Source organism: Promicromonospora sp. NFX87, from assembly GCF_048564965.1.
Taxonomy (GTDB): Bacteria; Actinomycetota; Actinomycetes; order Actinomycetales; family Cellulomonadaceae; genus Promicromonospora.
Genome location: NZ_CP183413.1, coordinates 2,499,209 through 2,515,904 on the forward strand (window position 1 = coordinate 2,499,209; position 16,696 = coordinate 2,515,904).

The window sequence follows — 16,696 nt, forward strand, 5'->3', positions numbered from 1 at the left end:
GCTGGCGATATGCCCCGGATCAGCTCGCGACGGACCCACCGGTTCGAGGACGACGGCCTCACCGTCGTCGGGCACGTCTCGGCGCCGCCCGACGCGCGCGGAGCCGACACGCGCAGGGCGTTCGTGCTCGTGCACGGCGTGGGCTGCTCGTCGCGCACGTACGCCAGGCTCGTGGACCACCTGGTGGCCCACGGCGAGGTGCACGCGCTGGACCTGCCCGGGTACGGCGCGTCCCCATATCCGCGCCGCGACGTCACGGTGCCCGAGCACGCGGCAGTCGTCGCGCGGTACGTCCGCGAGCACGTGCTCGACGCCGGTCTGCCCGCGCCGGTCCTCGTCGGCCACTCGATGGGCACGCAGATCGTGGGCCAGGTGCTCGCCGACCACCCCGACGCCGCGTCGGCGGGTGTCCTCCTCGGCCCGACGGCGGAGCCCGGCGCACGTACCTTCCCGCGTCAGGCGGTCCGTCTCGCGATCGACGTCGTGGGGGAGTCGCCCCGCACCATCGGCACGCTCCTGTTCGACTCCCTGGTGCGCTGCGGCGCGCCGTACTACCTGCGGCAGCTGCGCCACGTCGTCGAGCACCGGCTGGAGGACGTGCTGCCCCGCACCACGGCGCCGGTGGTCGTCGTCCGGGGCAGGCGCGACCCCGTCGCCCCGGAGCGGTGGGTCGAGGCGCTCGCGGCGAGCGCCCCGCTCGGGCGCCACCGCACGGTGGGCGGGCGGCATCACGCCATGGACGCGGACCCCGCCGGCGTCGCCGAGGTCGTCCTGGACGCCTGGCCCGCGGCGGACCGGGGCGTCGGATGAGCGGCCGACTGCGCTCGCCCGACGGCGTGCTCGCGCGGCTCGCCGCGTGGGCCGCCGACTACGCGTGGGCCACGGACCGGCAGGCGCGGCACTTCCTCAGGCGGCCGAGGCTGCCCGGGGTGTCGGGCTCGTCGCCGCGGGCCCCCGTCCTGCTGCTGCCCGGTATCTACGAGACGTGGGAGTTCCTGCAACCGGTGGCCACGGCGCTGGCCAGCGCGGGACATCCGGTCCACGCCGTCGCGGGCCTCAAGCTCAACCTCCGGCCGGTCCCGGAGTCGGCCGAGATAGTGGCCGAGCACCTCGAACGCACGGGCCTGACCGGGGTGGTGCTCGTGGCGCACAGCAAGGGCGGCCTCATCGGCAAGCGGGTCATGCTCTCCGGGGCGAGCGACCGGGTGCTCGGCATGGTCGCGATCGCGACACCGTTCACCGGCTCCCGCTGGGCGCGGTACATGCTCTCGCGGTCGCTGCGGTCGTTCGATCCCCGCGACCCGGTGCTGCTGGCGCTCGCCGGGGAGCTGCTCGTCAACGAGTGCATCACCGCCGTCTACCCGCGGTTCGACCCGCACATCCCGGAGACGGGCCGGCTGGAGGGCGCCCGGAACATCGAGCTGCCGCTGTCGGGGCACTTCCGGCCGCTGGGACACCCCCTGCTCGTGGAGACGGTGGTGCGCGAGGTGGCGCGGGTGGAGTCCGAGCGTGCCGTGCGGTGAGGCCCGCGATTCCGGTTCGCCGGTCCGGGCGTGGTCAACTGGGATGTGCTCACCGTCCGCCACAGCTCGCCGCGCCGGACCGACGTCGCCCTGACGCTCGGGCCGCTGGGGCACGGGCCCGCGGACCCGACGTTCCACCGGGCCGCGGACGGAACGGTCTGGCGGACGTCGCTGCTGCCCACGGGCCCGGTGACGCAGCGATTCGTGCCCGCGGGCCCGCACGAGGTGGTCGTGCAGCTCTGGGGCGACGGCGCGAGGGAGGCCGCCGACGCGCTGCCCACGCTGCTCGGCGAGGACGACGACGCCACGGACTTCGCGCCGCCGCCGCAGGTCCGCGACGCCCACCGTCGGGCGGCCGGGATGCGGATGGTGCGCAGCGGCCGGGTGCTGGAGGCTCTCGTGCCCGCGGTCCTGGAGCAGCGCGTGCAGACCGTCACGGCGCACCGGGCGTGGCAGTGGCTCGTGCGGCGGTACGGAACGCGGGCGCCGGGCCCGGCGCCCGAGGGGCTGCGGGGCGGGCTGCGGGTGGTCCCGGACGCGCAGACCTGGACGCGGGTGCCGGTGTGGGACTGGCACCGCGCCGGCGTCGACCCCGGACGTGCCCGCACGGTGACGCGGTGCGCCCTGGTGGCGCCGCGTCTCGAGGAGGCGTGTGCGATGGCGCCCGCGGAAGCTCGCGCACGGCTCGAGAAGGTCCAGGGCGTAGGGGTGTGGACGTCGGCGGAGGTGGCGCAGCGCGCGTTCGGCGACGCGGACGCCGTCTCCGTGGGCGACTTCCACCTGCCCGCGGCGGTCGGCTGGGCGCTGTCCGGCGAACGCACCGACGACGCCGGGATGCTGCGGCTGCTGGCGCCGTACGCCCCGCACCGGCACCGGGTCGTCCGGCTGCTCATGATCGAGGGGCGGGCCAAGGCGCCCCGCCGCGGGCCGAAGACGCCGATCGCGGATTACCGGGCGTTCTGACCGGTAGCTGTCGGTGGGCGGCTACGAGCCGGCTGGGTCTCTGTGCTGGACCAGCGCGCTGGTCCTTTGCGGTGGTCCGTTGCGGTGGGTCTTGCGGTGGGTCTTGCGGGTTCAACCGTGGCGAGCGTGTCAGGTAGGCGGGCCGTGTACAGCTGGGCGGCGAGGTTCGCGCGCCCTACGCAGATGGCAGAAGAACGAGCCGGTGTCAGTGGCTGAGCATAAGATCGAACAAAGGTCCGAATCGATGGGGGCCTGCGTTTACTCTTCTTGAGTAATGAGCCACAGGGGAGGTGAGCCGGTATGTACGAGGGACCGTTCGACGACCGCACGCCCGGTGCGTATCCGGACGCGGTGTTGCCGCCGGTGGAGATGCCGAGTGACCTGCAGGAAATGCCGCCTCCTATGTCGTCTGCCATGCCGCCTGCGATGTCGTCTGCCATGCCGTCTGCCATCTCAGAGGACTTCGGGCCGGACTGGCCTCCGGAGGTCGTGCCGGTCGCGTTCTGGCCGGAGGACGTCCTGCGCCGAGCGTTGCAGGAAGCCCCCGGTGTGCGCCTGGCGCGGGTGGTGGCGGAGGCAGTCGACGTGGACGGAAACCTGGAGATCGGCATGCCTGTCGCCGCAGACCCGGACCTGGATCCGGACCCGCACCCGGGCGCGGGTACTGGTCCGGCTGTGGGCCATGGTGCTGGTGTGGGGTTCAGTGCGCTGGCTGAGCTGTCGGACGAGGCTCTCGCCGATGTGGTTGTCGCGTGCGGCCGGTTGCAGTCCTGGGTAGCGGGTGTGCAGGCCCGGGTCGTGGCGGAGCGTGCTGGTCGGGAGACTCATCCGCTGGCGCACAGCTCGTTGGTCGGGCAGGTCACGGGTGAGCTGGTGGTGACGGCGCCGGAGGCGACAGAGGTGGTGGTGCGGGCCGAGTCCGGGACCCAGCACCCCACGGTGATCACCGCCCTGCTGAAGGGCAGGATCGATACCCGTAAGGCGCACACCCTGCTGCGTTCCGCGTCCCGGCTGACGGTCGCGGAGCGCGCTGAGGCAATCCGCCGGTTTCTGCCCCAGGCCCCGGCGCGGACGTGGAAGTGGTTGCAGGCCCGGATGCTCGCGTTCGCGAAGAACCTGCATGGCGCGTCCGCCACCGCCCAGGCCGAAGCGCAACGCCGTTCGGTGCACGTGGACCGTGCGGAGAACGACATGGGGTGGCTGTCCGCGTACCTGCCGGCCGTGGATGCCGCAGCCGTATGGGGTGTCGTGGACGACATGGCCCACCAGCTGCGCCATGTCACGGGTGAGGAGCGCACACTGAGCCAGCTACGTGCCGACTCGCTGACCGGGATCGTCACTGGCCGCCTCCTGCCCGCAGACCGGTACACCGAACCCGACTCGGACTTGGACTCGAACTCGGATAAGACGACTGGCACGGCGACTGACAAGGCGACCGGCCTCGCGACTGGCACAGGGACTGACAAAGCGACCGGCCTTGCGACTGGCACGGCGACTGGCCCTGCGACTTGTGGAAGTGTCGGCCCGGACACCGGCACGCGAGCCGACACGGCGACCGCTGGCAACGCGACGAGCGCAGGCAACGCGACGACCACTGGAAGCGCCGGGACCACTGAAGGCGAGCCGGAACCAGAGTGCACCTGTGGCGGCCGCGCGCCGGTGCAGCAGGTTGTCCAGGAGGTTGTGGTGCAGGAGGTCGTGCGGCCGGTACGGATCATCCCGACCCGCCCCGTCGTCCGAGTCACGATCCCCGCCACCGCACTGCTCGGCCTGGACAACACCCCCGGGCACCTCACCGGCTTCGGGCCCATCCCCGCCGAGACCGCACGGATCATCGCGACCGACGCGACCTGGCAACGCCTGCTGACCGACCCCGCCACCGGGATCCTCCGGGACTACTCCACCACCACCTACCAACCCGGCAAGACCCTGCGCGGCGCGATCGAGGCCAGGGATGCCACGTGCACCTTTCCCTGCTGCGACACCCCGGCCGAGCGGTGCGACCTGGACCACATCCAACCCTTCGACCACCACCACAACGACGCAAAAGACACCAGCAACCGCAAGAACACCAAGGGGAGTGAGCCTGCCGGGCGGGGACAGACCAATGCCCACAACCTGCACGCCCTGTGCCGCAAGCACCACCTCCTCAAGACCCACGCCGACTGGAACATCGTCCGCGACCCCCACACCGGGATCACGACCTGGACCACACCCACCGGCCGCACCCACACCCGACCACCCACCGTGCTCGACACCCACATCGACCTCGACGAGATCGACCCCGACACCAGCCACGACCTGTCCCTCCGCGCCCTGACCGGACAACGCCTACCCCGCGCCTACAGCACCACCGAACCCGGCTCTGTACCGAACCACCCGACCGACTCGGCTAGCCCGACCGACTCGGCGAGCCCGACCGGCTCAACGGCCCACGCCCACCCAGACGAACCACCCTTCTGATCCGTAGAGGCGTCCGGACTCGACCGGCTGGGTTGCGGCAGCGGGCGGGGGGCGGCAGCGGGCGGGGGCGGTAGCCGTACGCTCTGCGTGTGGCCACCGGGTACGAGGAGAGCCCCGCGATCCGCTTCTTGACCGACGGGCGCATCTATGAGTCGGGGGGTCGGCGAGCGGGCGAGTTCATCGCGATCTTCGGTGAACTAGGTTCCGGCCCGCGGTTCAGGCCGGGGCGTGCGACTCCGTTCGACGCCAGGCTCGTTCGGCCTGACGGTGAGGCGGACTATGCCCGGGCGCAGCTCGACTATCCGGCAGATCCCGACCTCGTGGAAGAGGTCGAGTTCATGGTCTTGCTGTTCGGGCTCAGTAGACCTGACGTGCCGTGTGGAACCCTCATCTCATCGGTGAACGCAGTGGCGCTGGGCTGACGGAACCACCAGCGCATCCACTGTCAGTGGTCCCGCGTAGCATCCGGATCATGGCCGATGGCGTGCTCGACTACTCCCGTCCTGGACTCTTCACCACCCTCGATGCGGCGCAGCTCCCGCTGATCGAAGGGTTGCCTGACGATCCTGTCGGGATCTGTGCCGCCGCTCAGGGCCTCGTGATCCAGCCGCATGACGCCACCGCGGCGGGGCTGGGCGAGGGCCGGATCGCGGAGAAGGACATCCGGGCGGCGAGCGCACTGGTCGCCGTGCTCGCGGCTCTCGACGATTCTCCGCTGCAGCACGCCAGGGAGCCCGCGGCGCGGGTGGTCGGGACGTGTCGGCATTTCACGGTCCTCGCCTGTGCGTTCCTGCGGTCTCGGGGCATACCCGCTCGGGCGCGCTGCGGCTTCGGCACGTACTTCGTCGAGGGGCGCGGCTTCGATCACTGGATCACCGAGTACTGGGCGGCCGACGAGAACCGCTGGGTGCGCGTCGACACCGAGCTTCTCGGCAAGGGGCACGTCGAACGCCCTGAGGATCTCGCCCCCGGAGAATTCCTGACCGGTGGTGAGGCGTGGGTCCGGTTCCGGGCCGGTCTGATCGACGCGCAGATGTTCGGCGTCTTCGGCACGGACCATGCCTGGGGGCCGGCCGAGATCAGCGGCAACGCCGTCCGCGATCTTGGTGCGCTGCGCAACCAGGAGATGCTGCCCTGGGACGAGTGGGGCCGGATGACCGACGCCTACGAGGGCAAGACCGGTCCCGACTACGACCAGCTCATCGACACGCTGGCCGAGACCTGTGCTCAGGGCGACCCGACGGCGATCGCCCAGCTGTCGCTGCATGACGATCTGGCGGTTCCGGAACGTCTGTTGCGGTAAGGCGGATCGAGGTGAGGCAGGGCGCCCCTCACGGTTCACTCGTAGCGCCTGCGGTCGGACGGCTCAGGTCGGCGGCGTACCGCGCGGGGGTCACACCGAACCGTCGTCGGAACGCGGCGATGAAGCTGCTCACCGACGTGTAGCCGACCTGGTGCGCCGCCTCCTGCACGGCGGCGCCCTCGGCGAGGTGTCGCGTCGCGGCGTGCAGTCGCGTGTGCACCCTCCAGTCGCGGAACGTGGAGCCGGTGCCGTGCACGAAGGCGCGGGCCAATGTCTTGGTGCTCACGCCGAGCTCGGCCGCCCAGGCCTCCAGCTCCCGACCGTCCGCCGGGTCCTCGAGGAGCCGGGCGGCAACGGCTCGCGCACGCGGGTCGCGGGGGAGCGCCACCACGTCGCGCACCACTGCGAGGTCACCGAGCACCTCCGCGAGCAGACGGCGGCACAGGGCCCGTCGCCGCGGCGTCGGTACGCCCTCGGTGAGGTGCAGCATGAGGGCGCCCACCAGGGGATCGGACTCGAGCGTCCGCGGTGTCGCCCAGTCGCCGTCCGGCCGCAGGAGCGGGTCGACGTAGAGGCTGACGATCTCCGCGCCCTCGGGGAAGACCATCTCGTGCATGGTGCCCGCCGGAATCCACATCAGGTGGTCGCGCCGCAGGTGCCAGCGTTCGCCGACCACCTCCAGCTCGACCGAGCCCGACACCAGCCACGCGACCTGGTCCTCCTGGTGGGAGTGCCGCTCGAACCGGCTGCCGGCGCTCAGGACGTCGCGGGAGACCGTGAACATCGCCGATGTCTCCTCGACGGCATCGGTAGCACCGATGGGCGCCGCATCCACCGCCGAATGTTCCACAACCGACATGGCGATGTCCCTCCGAGAGTGATCGTGTCCGCCGAGCGCCATGGTGCGCCAGGTTAGGTAAGGCTAATCTGACCTCGCCCATCCGCCATAACGGCCGAAAGATCTCATGAACCTCAAGCCTTCGCACCGCGCCGTCGCAGCCTCCCTGACGCTGGTGCTCGCCGCCGCCCTTTCCGCCTGCACGCCCTCGGACGCGGCCACCGACGAGAACCCGAACTACACGACGGAGCCGAGCGACACGTTCCCGGTCACGGTCGAGCACCAGTTCGGTGAGACGACGGTCGAGGCGGAGCCGCAGCGGGTGGTCGTGGTCGGCCTCACCGAGCAGGACATCCTGCTGGAGCTGGGCGTCACCCCCGTCGCGACCACCGAGTGGTACGGCGAGCAGCCCTACGCCGTGTGGCCCTGGGCCGCCGACCTGCTCGGCGACGCCGAGCCCGAGGTACTCACCACCACCGACGGCTTCGAGTACGAGAAGATCGCGGCGCTGCGGCCCGACCTGATCGTCGGCACCAACGCCGGCCTCGAGCAGGACACCTACGACAAGCTCTCCGAGATCGCGCCGACCGTCGCCAGCGTCGAGGGTTCGGAGCCGTACTTCTCCAGCTGGCAGGAGCAGACCCGCGTCGTCGCCGCGGCGGTCGGCCGCTCCGCCGAGGGCGAGGACCTGATCGACGGCGTCGAGACCGCGTACGCCGAGGCCGCCGCCGCGCACCCCGAGTTCGCCGACCTCACCGCGACGTTCTCGCAGGGTGCCGCCTGGGAGGGCAACCTGTGGGTCTACCCCGAGGGCCTGAACACCGATTTCCTCACCGACCTCGGGTTCACCATCACGCCGGGTCTCGAGGAGCACGCGCCCGAGGAGGGCGTGCAGGCGCAGATCTCGGCGGAGAACACCGGTCTGCTGGAGGCCGACGTCGTGGTCTTCGCGACCGAGGAGCCGGACGCCATCGACGGCCTGCTGGACTTCGGCACCCTGTCGACGCTGCCCGCCGTCGAGGAGAACCGCGCCGTCTACACCGACGGCGAGCTCGCCGGCGCCATCTACTTCCTGACGCCGCTCAGCCAGAAGCACGTCCTCGAGGAGCTGCTGCCCCGCCTGGAGAGCGCTGTCGCAGGCGAGGCCCCGCGCAGCACCGAGGGGTGATGAGCCGCACGCAGCAGGAGCAGCGCCGCCGCCGGGCGGCCGGGCTAGCCCTCGTGGTGGCGGCCCTCGCCCTGGCGGCGCTGCTCAGCGTCATGGTGGGCTCCAAGCAGCTGCTCCCGGCACAGATCCTGCAGGCGCTGGTGGCGCCCACCGGGTCCGACGTCGACCGGATAGTCCTCGAGCTGCGCCTCCCGCGCACGCTCGCCGCGGTGGTCGTCGGCGCGGCCCTCGGCGTCTCGGGCGCGCTCATCCAGGCGTTCACCCGCAACCCGCTCGGCGACCCCGGAATCCTCGGCGTGAACGCCGGGGCGTCCCTCGGCGTCGCGTGCGGCATCGCGCTGTTCGGCACCAGCGTGCCCGCGCAGCATCTCGGCTTCGCCTTCGTCGGCGCCCTCGTCGCGACAGTGGTCGTGCTGTTCATCGGCGCGGCCGGCCGCAGCGCCGACCCGGTGCGCCTCACCCTCGCGGGGGTCGCGGTCGCCGCGGTGCTCTCCGGCATCACCACCGCCATCACCCTGCTCGACCCGGTCACCTTCAACCAGATGCGCGGCTGGGCGGCGGGCACGTTCGTCGAGCGCGACCTCGACGTCGTCCTCCCCGCCGTCCCGGTGGTCGGCGCCGGGCTCCTCATCGCGCTGGTCTGCGCCCGCTCGCTCAACGCGCTCGGGCTCGGTGACGACCTCGCCTCGGCGCTCGGCACGCACGTCGGCCTCACCCGGGCGCTCGCGGTCACCGCCATCACCCTGCTCGCCGGCGCCGCGACCGCCGTCGCCGGTCCCATCGGCTTCGTCGGCCTCATGGTGCCGCACGTCGCCCGGTGGCTGGTCGGCCCCGACCAGCGCTGGATCCTCCCGTACTCGGCGGTGCTCGCCCCGGTCGTGCTGCTCGTGTCCGACGTCGTGGGCCGCGTCGTCCTCTGGCCAGGCGAGGTGCCCGTCGGGATCGTGACGGCGTTCGTCGGCGCTCCGGTGCTCATCTGGCTGGTCCGACGGCGGACGGCGAGCGCCCTGTGACCGCCATCGACTTCGGCGCCCGCGTCGCCGTCATCCGCTGGGGCGGCCTCTCCCTGCGCCTCCACGTCCGCACCGTGGTCGTGAGCGCGCTGCTCCTCGTCGCGACGCTCGCCGGGGCGCTCGTGGCGCTCTGCCTCGGCGACCTGCCGCTGACCGTCCCCGAGGTGTTCCTCGCGTTCGCCGGCCAGCAGAGCGGCATCGTCCAGACCGTCGTCCTGGAGTGGCGCGCCCCGCGCGTGCTCGCCGCCGTCGTGTTCGGCGCGGCGCTCGGGGTCTCCGGCGGGCTCTTCCAGTCGCTCACCCGCAACCCGCTCGCCAGCCCCGACATCATCGGGCTGTCGGCCGGCTCGTACACGGGCGCGCTGATCGTCATCATCGTCCTCGGCGGCGGCACGTACCTCGTCGCGGGCGGCGCGCTCGTCGGCGGCCTGATCGCGGCGGCGCTGGTCTACCTGCTCGCCTACCGGGACGGCATCCAGGGCTTCCGCCTGATCGTCGTCGGCATCGGGCTGTCGGCGATGCTGGGCGCCGTCTCGACCCTCCTCGTGCTGCGCGCCCGCCTCGAGATCGCGATGACCGCCGCCATCTGGGGCGCCGGTTCGCTCAACCGGATCGGCTGGGCCGAGGCCCTCCCGTCGGTGCTCCTCATCGCCGTCGTGCTCCTGGTCATCGGCGGGCTCGCCGCCCCCATGCGGCAGCTCGAGCTCGGCGACGACGCGGCCCGCGCGCTCGGCATCCGGGTCGAACCCGTCCGGCTCGCGCTCGTCCTGTGCGGGGTCGCGCTCACCGCCGCCGTCACCGCGTTCGCCGGACCCATCGCCTTCGTGGCGCTCGCGGCGCCACAGATCGCCCGTCGCCTTACCGGCTCCGCCGGTACGGCGCTCGTCCCGGCGGCACTCCTGGGCGCCTTGATCCTCGTGGTGTCCGACGTCGTCGCGCAGCACCTCCTCCCGCAGCCGCTGCCGGTGGGCATCGTCACGATCGTCGTCGGCGGCGGCTACCTCGTCTGGCTCCTCGTCCGCGAAGCACGGAAGCGACCATGAACACCGATACGCCAACCCTCACCGCCAACCGCCTGCACGCCGACGCGATAACGCTCGGCTACGACAAGCGGGTCATCTCGCGGGAGCTGTCCGTCGAGATCCCCGACGGCTCGTTCACGATGATCGTCGGCCCCAACGCGTGCGGGAAGTCGACGCTCCTGCGCGCGCTGTCGCGGCTGCTCCCGCCCAGCGCCGGCCAGGTGGTGCTCGACGGGCGGGCCATCTCGTCGTACCGCGCCAAGGAGGTCGCCCGGGTGCTGGGCCTGCTCCCGCAGTCCTCGCTCGCGCCCGACGGCATCACCGTCGCCGACCTCGTCGCCCGGGGCCGGCACCCGCACCAGAGCATGATCCGCCAGTGGTCGCCCGCCGACGAGCAGGCGGTCCGCGCCGCGATGGAGGCGACGGGGGTGACTGACCTGTCGGGCCGCCTCGTCGACGAGCTCTCCGGCGGGCAGCGGCAGCGGGTCTGGGTGGCGATGGTGCTCGCGCAGGAGACGCCGCTCCTGCTGCTGGACGAGCCCACCACGTTCCTCGACATCGCCCACCAGATCGAGCTCATGGAGCTGCTGGCCGACCTCAACGACGAAGGGCGCACCCTCGTGACCGTGCTGCACGACCTCAACCAGGCGGCCCGCTACGGCACCCACCTCATCGCCATGCGCGACGGCGCGGTGGTCGCCCAGGGCCCGCCCGCCGAGATCGTGACCGCCGAGCTGGTCGAGGAGGTGTTCGGGCTGGCCTGCGTCGTCGTGCCCGACCCGGTCACCGGCACGCCGTCGGTGACCCCCATCGGGCGCGCCCGGGACCGGCGGGGTGCCCGATGAGCCGCCGCAGCGGCCGGGACCGGACCTGGCTGCAGACGCCCGCCGAACCCGTGCGCACGCGCGAGATCCGCATCGACGAGCGCACCACGCCCCGCCGTCTCACCCTGCGCGTCATGACCGGCGCGCGCCGGTACACGGTGCCCGCCGCGGCGCTGAGCGTCACCCACCAGCTCGGCGAGGCGCTCGTCCCGGTGCTCATGGGGGTCGCCATCGAGCGGGCGGTCAGCACCGGCGACGTCGCACAGCTCGTGCTGTGGGTCGCGCTGCTCGCCGCGGACTTCGCGCTGCTGTCGTTCTCCTGGCGGTTCGGCTCCCGCCTCGCCGAGCTCGGCACGCTGGTCGTGCAGCACCAGCTGCGCTCGATGGTGAGCACGCACCTGCTCACCCGGCCGCCGTCGCGCGGTGCGTCGGCGGCACCCGGGGTCGCGCTCTCGCTGGCGACCTCCGACGTGAGCCGGCTGTCGTCCGCGGTCGCGATCGGCGTGTACCCGGTGGGGCAGCTCGCCGCGGTCGTCTTCGGCGGGACGGTGCTCCTCGTCATCTCGTGGCCGCTCGGCCTCGCCGTCCTGCTCGGCGCGCCGGTGGTCCTCTGGCTCACCGACCGGACCGGCGGGTCGCTGCGCCGCCGCAGCGGCGACGAGCAGGAGGCAGCAGCCGCCGCCGCGGGCGAGGCCGCCGACCTCATGTCCGGCTACCGGGTGCTCAAGGGCGTCCACGCCGAGGCCGAGGCAGGACGCCGCTACCGCCGCGCGAGCGGCACAGCGCTCGAGAGCACCCTGCGCGCGCGCCGGGCCGAGGGGCTCTTCGTCGGCACGATGGACCTCACCACCGGGCTGTTCGTCACGGCGATCACGGTGGCCGCGGGCATCCTCGCCGTGCGGGGCGCGATCGGGATCGTCGAGCTGGTCACGGTCGTCGGGCTCACGCAGTTCCTCCTGGAGCCGCTGCAGTCGCTCGCCCGCAACGCGGGCACGCTCTGGGCGTCGGCCAACGCGTCTGCCGCGCGGCTGCTCGAGCTGCTGCGGGAGGAGCCCGGGGACGACGACGACGCCCCGGCCGGACCGGTCGCCGAACGCGGAGCGGCCGAGAGCCTGGTCGCCGAGCTCGCCCAGGACGTGCCCGGCGGGGAGCTCGTCGCCGTGGCCGCCGACGCACGTACCGCCCGGGCCCTGCTCCACACGATCCGCGGCGCGCGGCCCGATGCGCTCGTCGTGCCGCACGAGGCACACCTGTTCGCCGGGACGGTGCGCGAGAACGTCACGCTCCCCGGAGCCGACGTCGACCGCGTCGCCGCCGCGCTCGACGCCGCGGGATGCGGGGAGCTCGCCGAGATCCTCCCGGACGGCTGGGACACGCCAGTGGGCGAGGGCGGCGCATCCCTCTCCGGCGGCCAGCGCCAGCGGGTGGCGCTCGCCCGCGCGCTCGCCGCGGACGCCCCGCTGCTCGTCCTGCACGATCCGACGACCGCCGTCGACGCCGTCACCGAGGCCGCCATCGCCGAGGGGCTGCGCCGCGTACGCGCGGGCCGGCGGACCGTGATCCTCACGCGGTCCCCGGCGCTGCTGCAGGTCGCGGACCGGGTGGTCGAGCACGCAGCACCCAGAGAGCACGCGACAGCGGGGGAGCACCGATGAGCACTGACCACAGCCTGCCCATCGCCGACGGGCGCACGGTGCTGCGCGAGATGTGGCGCGCCCTGGACCGCCGCGGCTGGCGGCTCGCCGGGCTGGTGGTCGTCTTCGTCGCGACGGCGGCGGCCGGGGTCCTGCCGTCGCTCGCGATCGGCCGCGTGGTCGACGCCGTCACCGCCGGCGGGGAGGCACGCACCGTCTGGATCGCCGGCGCCATCATGGTCTGCTCCGTGGTGGTCGGCGCGGTGCTCGCCGCCGTCGGCATGATCGGGGCGTCCCGCCTGCTGGAGGGGATGCTCGCCCGCATGCGCGAGGACATGGTCGCGGCCGCGCTGCGGCTGCCCCAGTCGCAGGTCGAGCGCGCCGGGACGGGCGACCTCATCTCCCGCGCGGGGGACGACGTCGCCGAGGTCGCCGAGGCGATCCCCGCCGTCGTGCCCGCGCTCACCGGATCGTTCTTCACGATCGTGGTGACGTTCGGCGGGATGGCGGTGATCGACCCGCGCTACGCCCTGGCGCTGCTGGTCATCCTGCCGGTGCACACGTTCGCGGTGCGCCGGTACCTGCGCGGGGCCCCGCGGCTGTACGCGGGCGAGCGCGCCGCCATGGCGCACCGCGCGCAGCACCTGCTCGACTCGCTCCGCGGGATCGAGACGGTGCGCGCCTTCGACCTGTCCGGCCGGCACCTGGTGCGGATCCGCGCGGCGTCCTGGGCGGTGGTGCGGTGGACCATGCACGCCCGCGCCGTCCAGAACGCGTTCTCGGGGCGGATCAACGCCGCCGAGCTCGCCGGCATGACGACGCTCCTCGTCGTCGGGTTCTTCGTCGTGCGGGACGGCGGAGGCACCATCGGCGGCACAACGGCGGCCATGCTGCTGTTCCTGCGCCTGTTCAACCCCATCGGCCAGCTGCTGTTCGTGATCGACGACATGCAGTCGGCGCTGGCGTCGCTCGCGCGGATCACCGGTGTCGTCGGGGCCGGGCACGTGGTCGCGGGGGAGGACGACGGCCGGTCGCGGCGCCGCGCCCCCGACGGCGCCGGGCTCGGCCTGCGCGGCGTCGGTCACTCCTACTCTGCGGACCACCCGGTCCTCGTCGACGTCGACCTCCGGGTCGCGCCGGGCGAGACGGTTGCCGTCGTCGGCGCCTCGGGGGCGGGCAAGAGCACGCTCGCGGCGCTCGCGGCGGGGGTGCACGACGCGACGTCGGGCACCGTCGAGACGCCGGACGGCGTCGTGCTCGTCACGCAGGAGGTGCACGTGTTCGACGCCAGCCTGCGCGACAACCTCACGCTCGCCCGGGCCGACGCCGACGACGCGGCGCTGCGGCACGCGCTCGGCGTCGTGGGCGCCGGACCGCTCCTGGACCGGCTCCCGGACGGCCTCGACACCCGCCTCGACGGCTCGGCGCTCACCCCGGCCGAGGCGCAGCAGCTCGCCCTCGCCCGGGTGCTGCTGGCCGATCCCGGTGTCGTGATCCTCGACGAGGCAACCGCCGAGGCGGGCTCGAGCGACGCCGGCCGCCTCGAGCGTGCGGCCCAGGCGGTGATCGACGGGCGCACCGCCCTCGTCGTCGCGCACCGGCTGAGCCAGGCCGCCGCGGCGGACCGGGTGGTCGTGATGGAGCGCGGCCGCATCGCGGAGGAGGGCACGCACGCGGAGCTCCTCGCGTCGGGCGGAAGCTACGCCCGGCTGTGGGAGGCGTGGCGCCGGCACCGGGACTGACGCGGTGCGGGTGGAGCAAGGGCGGGTGCTGAGTTCGGTCCTTTGCTGGTGCTGCCGTGCTGACTTCGGTCGGTTGCCCTGAGATCGGTCGGTTGACTGACCGATCTCAGGGCAACCGACCGAAGTCAGCGGTACGCCGGATGCAAGGGACCGAAGTCGCCCGCGCCGAGGTCGGCACCTCCCTGGTGATCTTCACCGAGGTCGGCAGTTGGCATCGAGGTCGACACAGCGCTGGACCGATCTCGATGCCAACTGCCGACTTCGACCCGGCGTGCCGACTTCGACCCGGCGTGCCTGCCTTGACCCGGCATGCCGACCGTGACCGGCGCGCCGACTTCGAGGTCACGTGATCGGCTTCGCCGCCAGCAGCGCCAACCGGCCGACAGTGCCGACCGGCTGAGCTCAGCGACGGCCGCCGACCGCGCGCGCTATCCACCACCCGGCGACATAGAGGAGCGCCGCCGCGATGAGCGCCGCGCCGGCGCCCGTCGCGACGTCGGAGAGCACACCCTCGACCACGTCCCGCGCCGCGAGCCCGGAACCCCCGCCCCACCACTCGAGGGTGCCGGCGACCGCACCGGCGGCGGCGATGCCGGCGACGATCGCGAGGAGCCGCCAGGCCCTCCGCCGTCCGGCAGGACTGGCAGGCAGCAGCCGGGAGCGGCGGCGCCACAGGTACACCGCGATGACCACCAGCCCGCCGACCGTGCTGACGTGCTGCAGCGCCCGGGCCCACGAGAGGTCGCCGGCCAGCGGCGTGCTCAGGAAGGACACGTGCATGACGACCCAGCCGTCGCTGTGCGTGAACGAGTCCCAGACCAGGTGCGTGGCGATGCCGATCAGCAGGGAGAGCAGCACCCAGCCGGCGCGCCGGAGAAGCGCGCCCGCGCCGCCGCTGTCACGCTCGGGCGAACGTGCGCCGGCAGGGGCGGGCAGCAGGCTCCCGACCGGGCGTCGGGCCACCAGGAACAGGCCCCAGAGTGCCACCGCGTACGGCAGGCTGACGGTCAGGGCGCCGAGCAGGGTGTGCGACGTCGTGGCGTTCATGTACGGCTCGTACCAGGACTGCGCCCCCACCGGGACGGGCGTGCTGCGGGCGAAGTACGGCAGGTCGGGAGCCAGGGCCCCGGCGACCAGGGCGGCGGCGCTGAACGGGCGCCGCAGGAGCGGCAGCACGGCGGCGGGGTGGGAGAGCGTGAACGGCACTGGTCGTCCTTCGGGGCTGGGCGGGGCGTGGTGGCGCCAGCCGGACAGTACCGTCAAACGCCGTGCGGGACCGCCCAGCTCGCGAGCACCCGGAGGGCGTCACCGGTGGCCGAGCCGGGCGCGGCCCCGTAGGCGAGCAGGAGGAGGCCCGGCTCGGAGGCGAGGGCCATGCCCTCGTAGGTGAGGTCCAGGTCGCCGACCACCGGATGGTGCACGTTCTTCTTCCCGGTCTGGTGGATGCGGACGTCGTGGGACGCCCACAGGACACGGAAGGCGTCGCAGCGCGTGGCGAGCTCGCCGACCAGGTCGCTGAGCTCGCGGTCGTACGGCGCGCGGCCGGCCTCGGTGCGCAGGATGGCGACGGTCTGCCGGGCGGTGTCGTCCCAGTCGCGGAAGAACTGCCCGGCACCGGCGCCGAGGAAGACGAACCGCGCGAGGTTCACGGGCCGCTGCTCGCTGGATGCCTCGAACGCCGGCGAGAACAGCTCACGGCCCAGCCGGTTCGTCGTGATGACGTCGAGCCGCCCGTTCTGCACGATGACCGGCACGTTCTCCATGGTGTCGATCAGCTGCTGCACGTTCGGCCGGACCCGCGCGGGCCGGGGCGGGGCGAGGCGGCGTCGCGGGCCGGCGCCCTGGTTGGCCGTGCGGACGAGGTCGTAGAGGTGCGCACGCTCGGCCTCGTCGAGCTGGAGGGCGCGGGTGATGCCCTCCAGGACCGACTCCGAGACCCCCGTCGCGTTGCCGCGCTCCAGGCGCACGTAGTACTCGACGCTCATCCCGGCCACCAGCGCCACCTCCTCGCGGCGCAGACCGGGCACGCGCCGCCGTCCGCCGAAGTCGGGGAGGCCCACCTGCTCAGGGGTGAGCCTGGCCCGCCGGGTGGTGAGGAACTCACGGATGTCGTCCCGGAGGTCGTGCTTGATCTCGTGCGGGATGTCGCGCCCGGTGCTCATACATCGAAGTTACGGCACCCGATCCGACCCGTCCCGGGCTC

Annotated in this window: 15 protein-coding genes; 12 read left to right on the forward strand and 3 right to left on the reverse strand. The window is 73.1% G+C overall.

The features are described from left to right. Nucleotides 1–9 precede the first annotated feature (9 nt). The 6 genes from ACNYC2_RS11155 (at nt 10) to ACNYC2_RS11180 (ending at nt 6,252) form a co-directional block, all read left to right on the forward strand. On the forward strand, nt 10–810 hold the full coding sequence (locus tag ACNYC2_RS11155; RefSeq protein ID WP_419707078.1) for an alpha/beta fold hydrolase: 801 nt from the start codon (nt 10–12) through the stop codon (nt 808–810). Next, nucleotides 807–1,523 (forward strand): esterase/lipase family protein, encoded by a 717-nt coding sequence (locus tag ACNYC2_RS11160; RefSeq protein ID WP_419707079.1) that lies wholly within the window; start codon nt 807–809, stop codon nt 1,521–1,523. Before ACNYC2_RS11155 ends, ACNYC2_RS11160 begins: the two co-directional genes overlap by 4 nt. A gap of 30 nt (nt 1,524–1,553) precedes the next feature. Continuing rightward, nucleotides 1,554–2,486, forward strand: a complete 933-nt coding sequence (locus ACNYC2_RS11165; RefSeq protein ID WP_419707080.1) for a DNA-3-methyladenine glycosylase family protein — start codon at nt 1,554–1,556, stop codon at nt 2,484–2,486. A 438-nt stretch (nt 2,487–2,924) separates the two neighbouring features. Next, nucleotides 2,925–4,949, forward strand: coding sequence for an HNH endonuclease (locus ACNYC2_RS11170; protein ID WP_419707081.1), 2,025 nt, complete (start codon nt 2,925–2,927; stop codon nt 4,947–4,949). An 89-nt stretch (nt 4,950–5,038) separates the two neighbouring features. Further along, nucleotides 5,039–5,371 carry a hypothetical protein gene (locus ACNYC2_RS11175; RefSeq protein ID WP_419707082.1) on the forward strand — a complete coding sequence of 111 codons (333 nt, stop codon included), beginning with the start codon at nt 5,039–5,041 and terminating at the stop codon, nt 5,369–5,371. A 50-nt stretch (nt 5,372–5,421) separates the two neighbouring features. Next, entirely contained in the window at nt 5,422–6,252 is an 831-nt protein-coding gene (locus ACNYC2_RS11180) for a transglutaminase-like domain-containing protein (RefSeq protein ID WP_419707083.1), read from the forward strand. A gap of 28 nt (nt 6,253–6,280) precedes the next feature. On the opposite strand, the gene ACNYC2_RS11185 is transcribed toward ACNYC2_RS11180, so the two are convergent. Beyond that, complete coding sequence (locus tag ACNYC2_RS11185) at nt 6,281–7,087, reverse strand: helix-turn-helix domain-containing protein (RefSeq protein WP_419707084.1); 807 nt, start codon at nt 7,085–7,087, stop codon at nt 6,281–6,283. A gap of 130 nt (nt 7,088–7,217) precedes the next feature. Here ACNYC2_RS11185 and ACNYC2_RS11190 point away from each other — a divergent pair, with 130 nt between their 5' ends. The 6 genes from ACNYC2_RS11190 to ACNYC2_RS11215 are packed head-to-tail and all read left to right on the forward strand — an operon-like array spanning nt 7,218 to nt 14,493. Beyond that, nucleotides 7,218–8,258, forward strand: coding sequence for an ABC transporter substrate-binding protein (locus tag ACNYC2_RS11190; protein ID WP_419707085.1), 1,041 nt, complete (start codon nt 7,218–7,220; stop codon nt 8,256–8,258). Continuing rightward, complete coding sequence (locus ACNYC2_RS11195; RefSeq protein ID WP_419707086.1) at nt 8,258–9,271, forward strand: FecCD family ABC transporter permease; 1,014 nt, start codon at nt 8,258–8,260, stop codon at nt 9,269–9,271. Before ACNYC2_RS11190 ends, ACNYC2_RS11195 begins: the two co-directional genes overlap by 1 nt. Continuing rightward, on the forward strand, nt 9,268–10,314 hold the full coding sequence (locus ACNYC2_RS11200) for a FecCD family ABC transporter permease (RefSeq protein WP_419707087.1): 1,047 nt from the start codon (nt 9,268–9,270) through the stop codon (nt 10,312–10,314). Before ACNYC2_RS11195 ends, ACNYC2_RS11200 begins: the two co-directional genes overlap by 4 nt. Further along, complete coding sequence (locus tag ACNYC2_RS11205; RefSeq protein WP_419707088.1) at nt 10,311–11,138, forward strand: ABC transporter ATP-binding protein; 828 nt, start codon at nt 10,311–10,313, stop codon at nt 11,136–11,138. The genes ACNYC2_RS11200 and ACNYC2_RS11205 overlap by 4 nt, the downstream gene beginning before the upstream one ends. Then, complete coding sequence (locus ACNYC2_RS11210; RefSeq protein WP_419707089.1) at nt 11,135–12,772, forward strand: ABC transporter transmembrane domain-containing protein; 1,638 nt, start codon at nt 11,135–11,137, stop codon at nt 12,770–12,772. The genes ACNYC2_RS11205 and ACNYC2_RS11210 overlap by 4 nt, the downstream gene beginning before the upstream one ends. Beyond that, nucleotides 12,769–14,493 carry an ABC transporter ATP-binding protein gene (locus ACNYC2_RS11215; RefSeq protein WP_419707090.1) on the forward strand — a complete coding sequence of 575 codons (1,725 nt, stop codon included), beginning with the start codon at nt 12,769–12,771 and terminating at the stop codon, nt 14,491–14,493. The genes ACNYC2_RS11210 and ACNYC2_RS11215 overlap by 4 nt, the downstream gene beginning before the upstream one ends. 402 nt (nt 14,494–14,895) lie before the next feature. Here ACNYC2_RS11215 and ACNYC2_RS11220 read toward each other — a convergent pair whose 3' ends face one another. Next, nucleotides 14,896–15,699: a DUF4184 family protein gene (locus ACNYC2_RS11220; protein WP_419707091.1), complete on the reverse strand. Its 804-nt coding sequence runs from the start codon at nt 15,697–15,699 to the stop codon at nt 14,896–14,898. Between the two features lie 53 nt (nt 15,700–15,752). Beyond that, on the reverse strand, nt 15,753–16,655 hold the full coding sequence (locus ACNYC2_RS11225; protein ID WP_419707092.1) for a helix-turn-helix transcriptional regulator: 903 nt from the start codon (nt 16,653–16,655) through the stop codon (nt 15,753–15,755). Nucleotides 16,656–16,696: the final 41 nt, after the last annotated feature.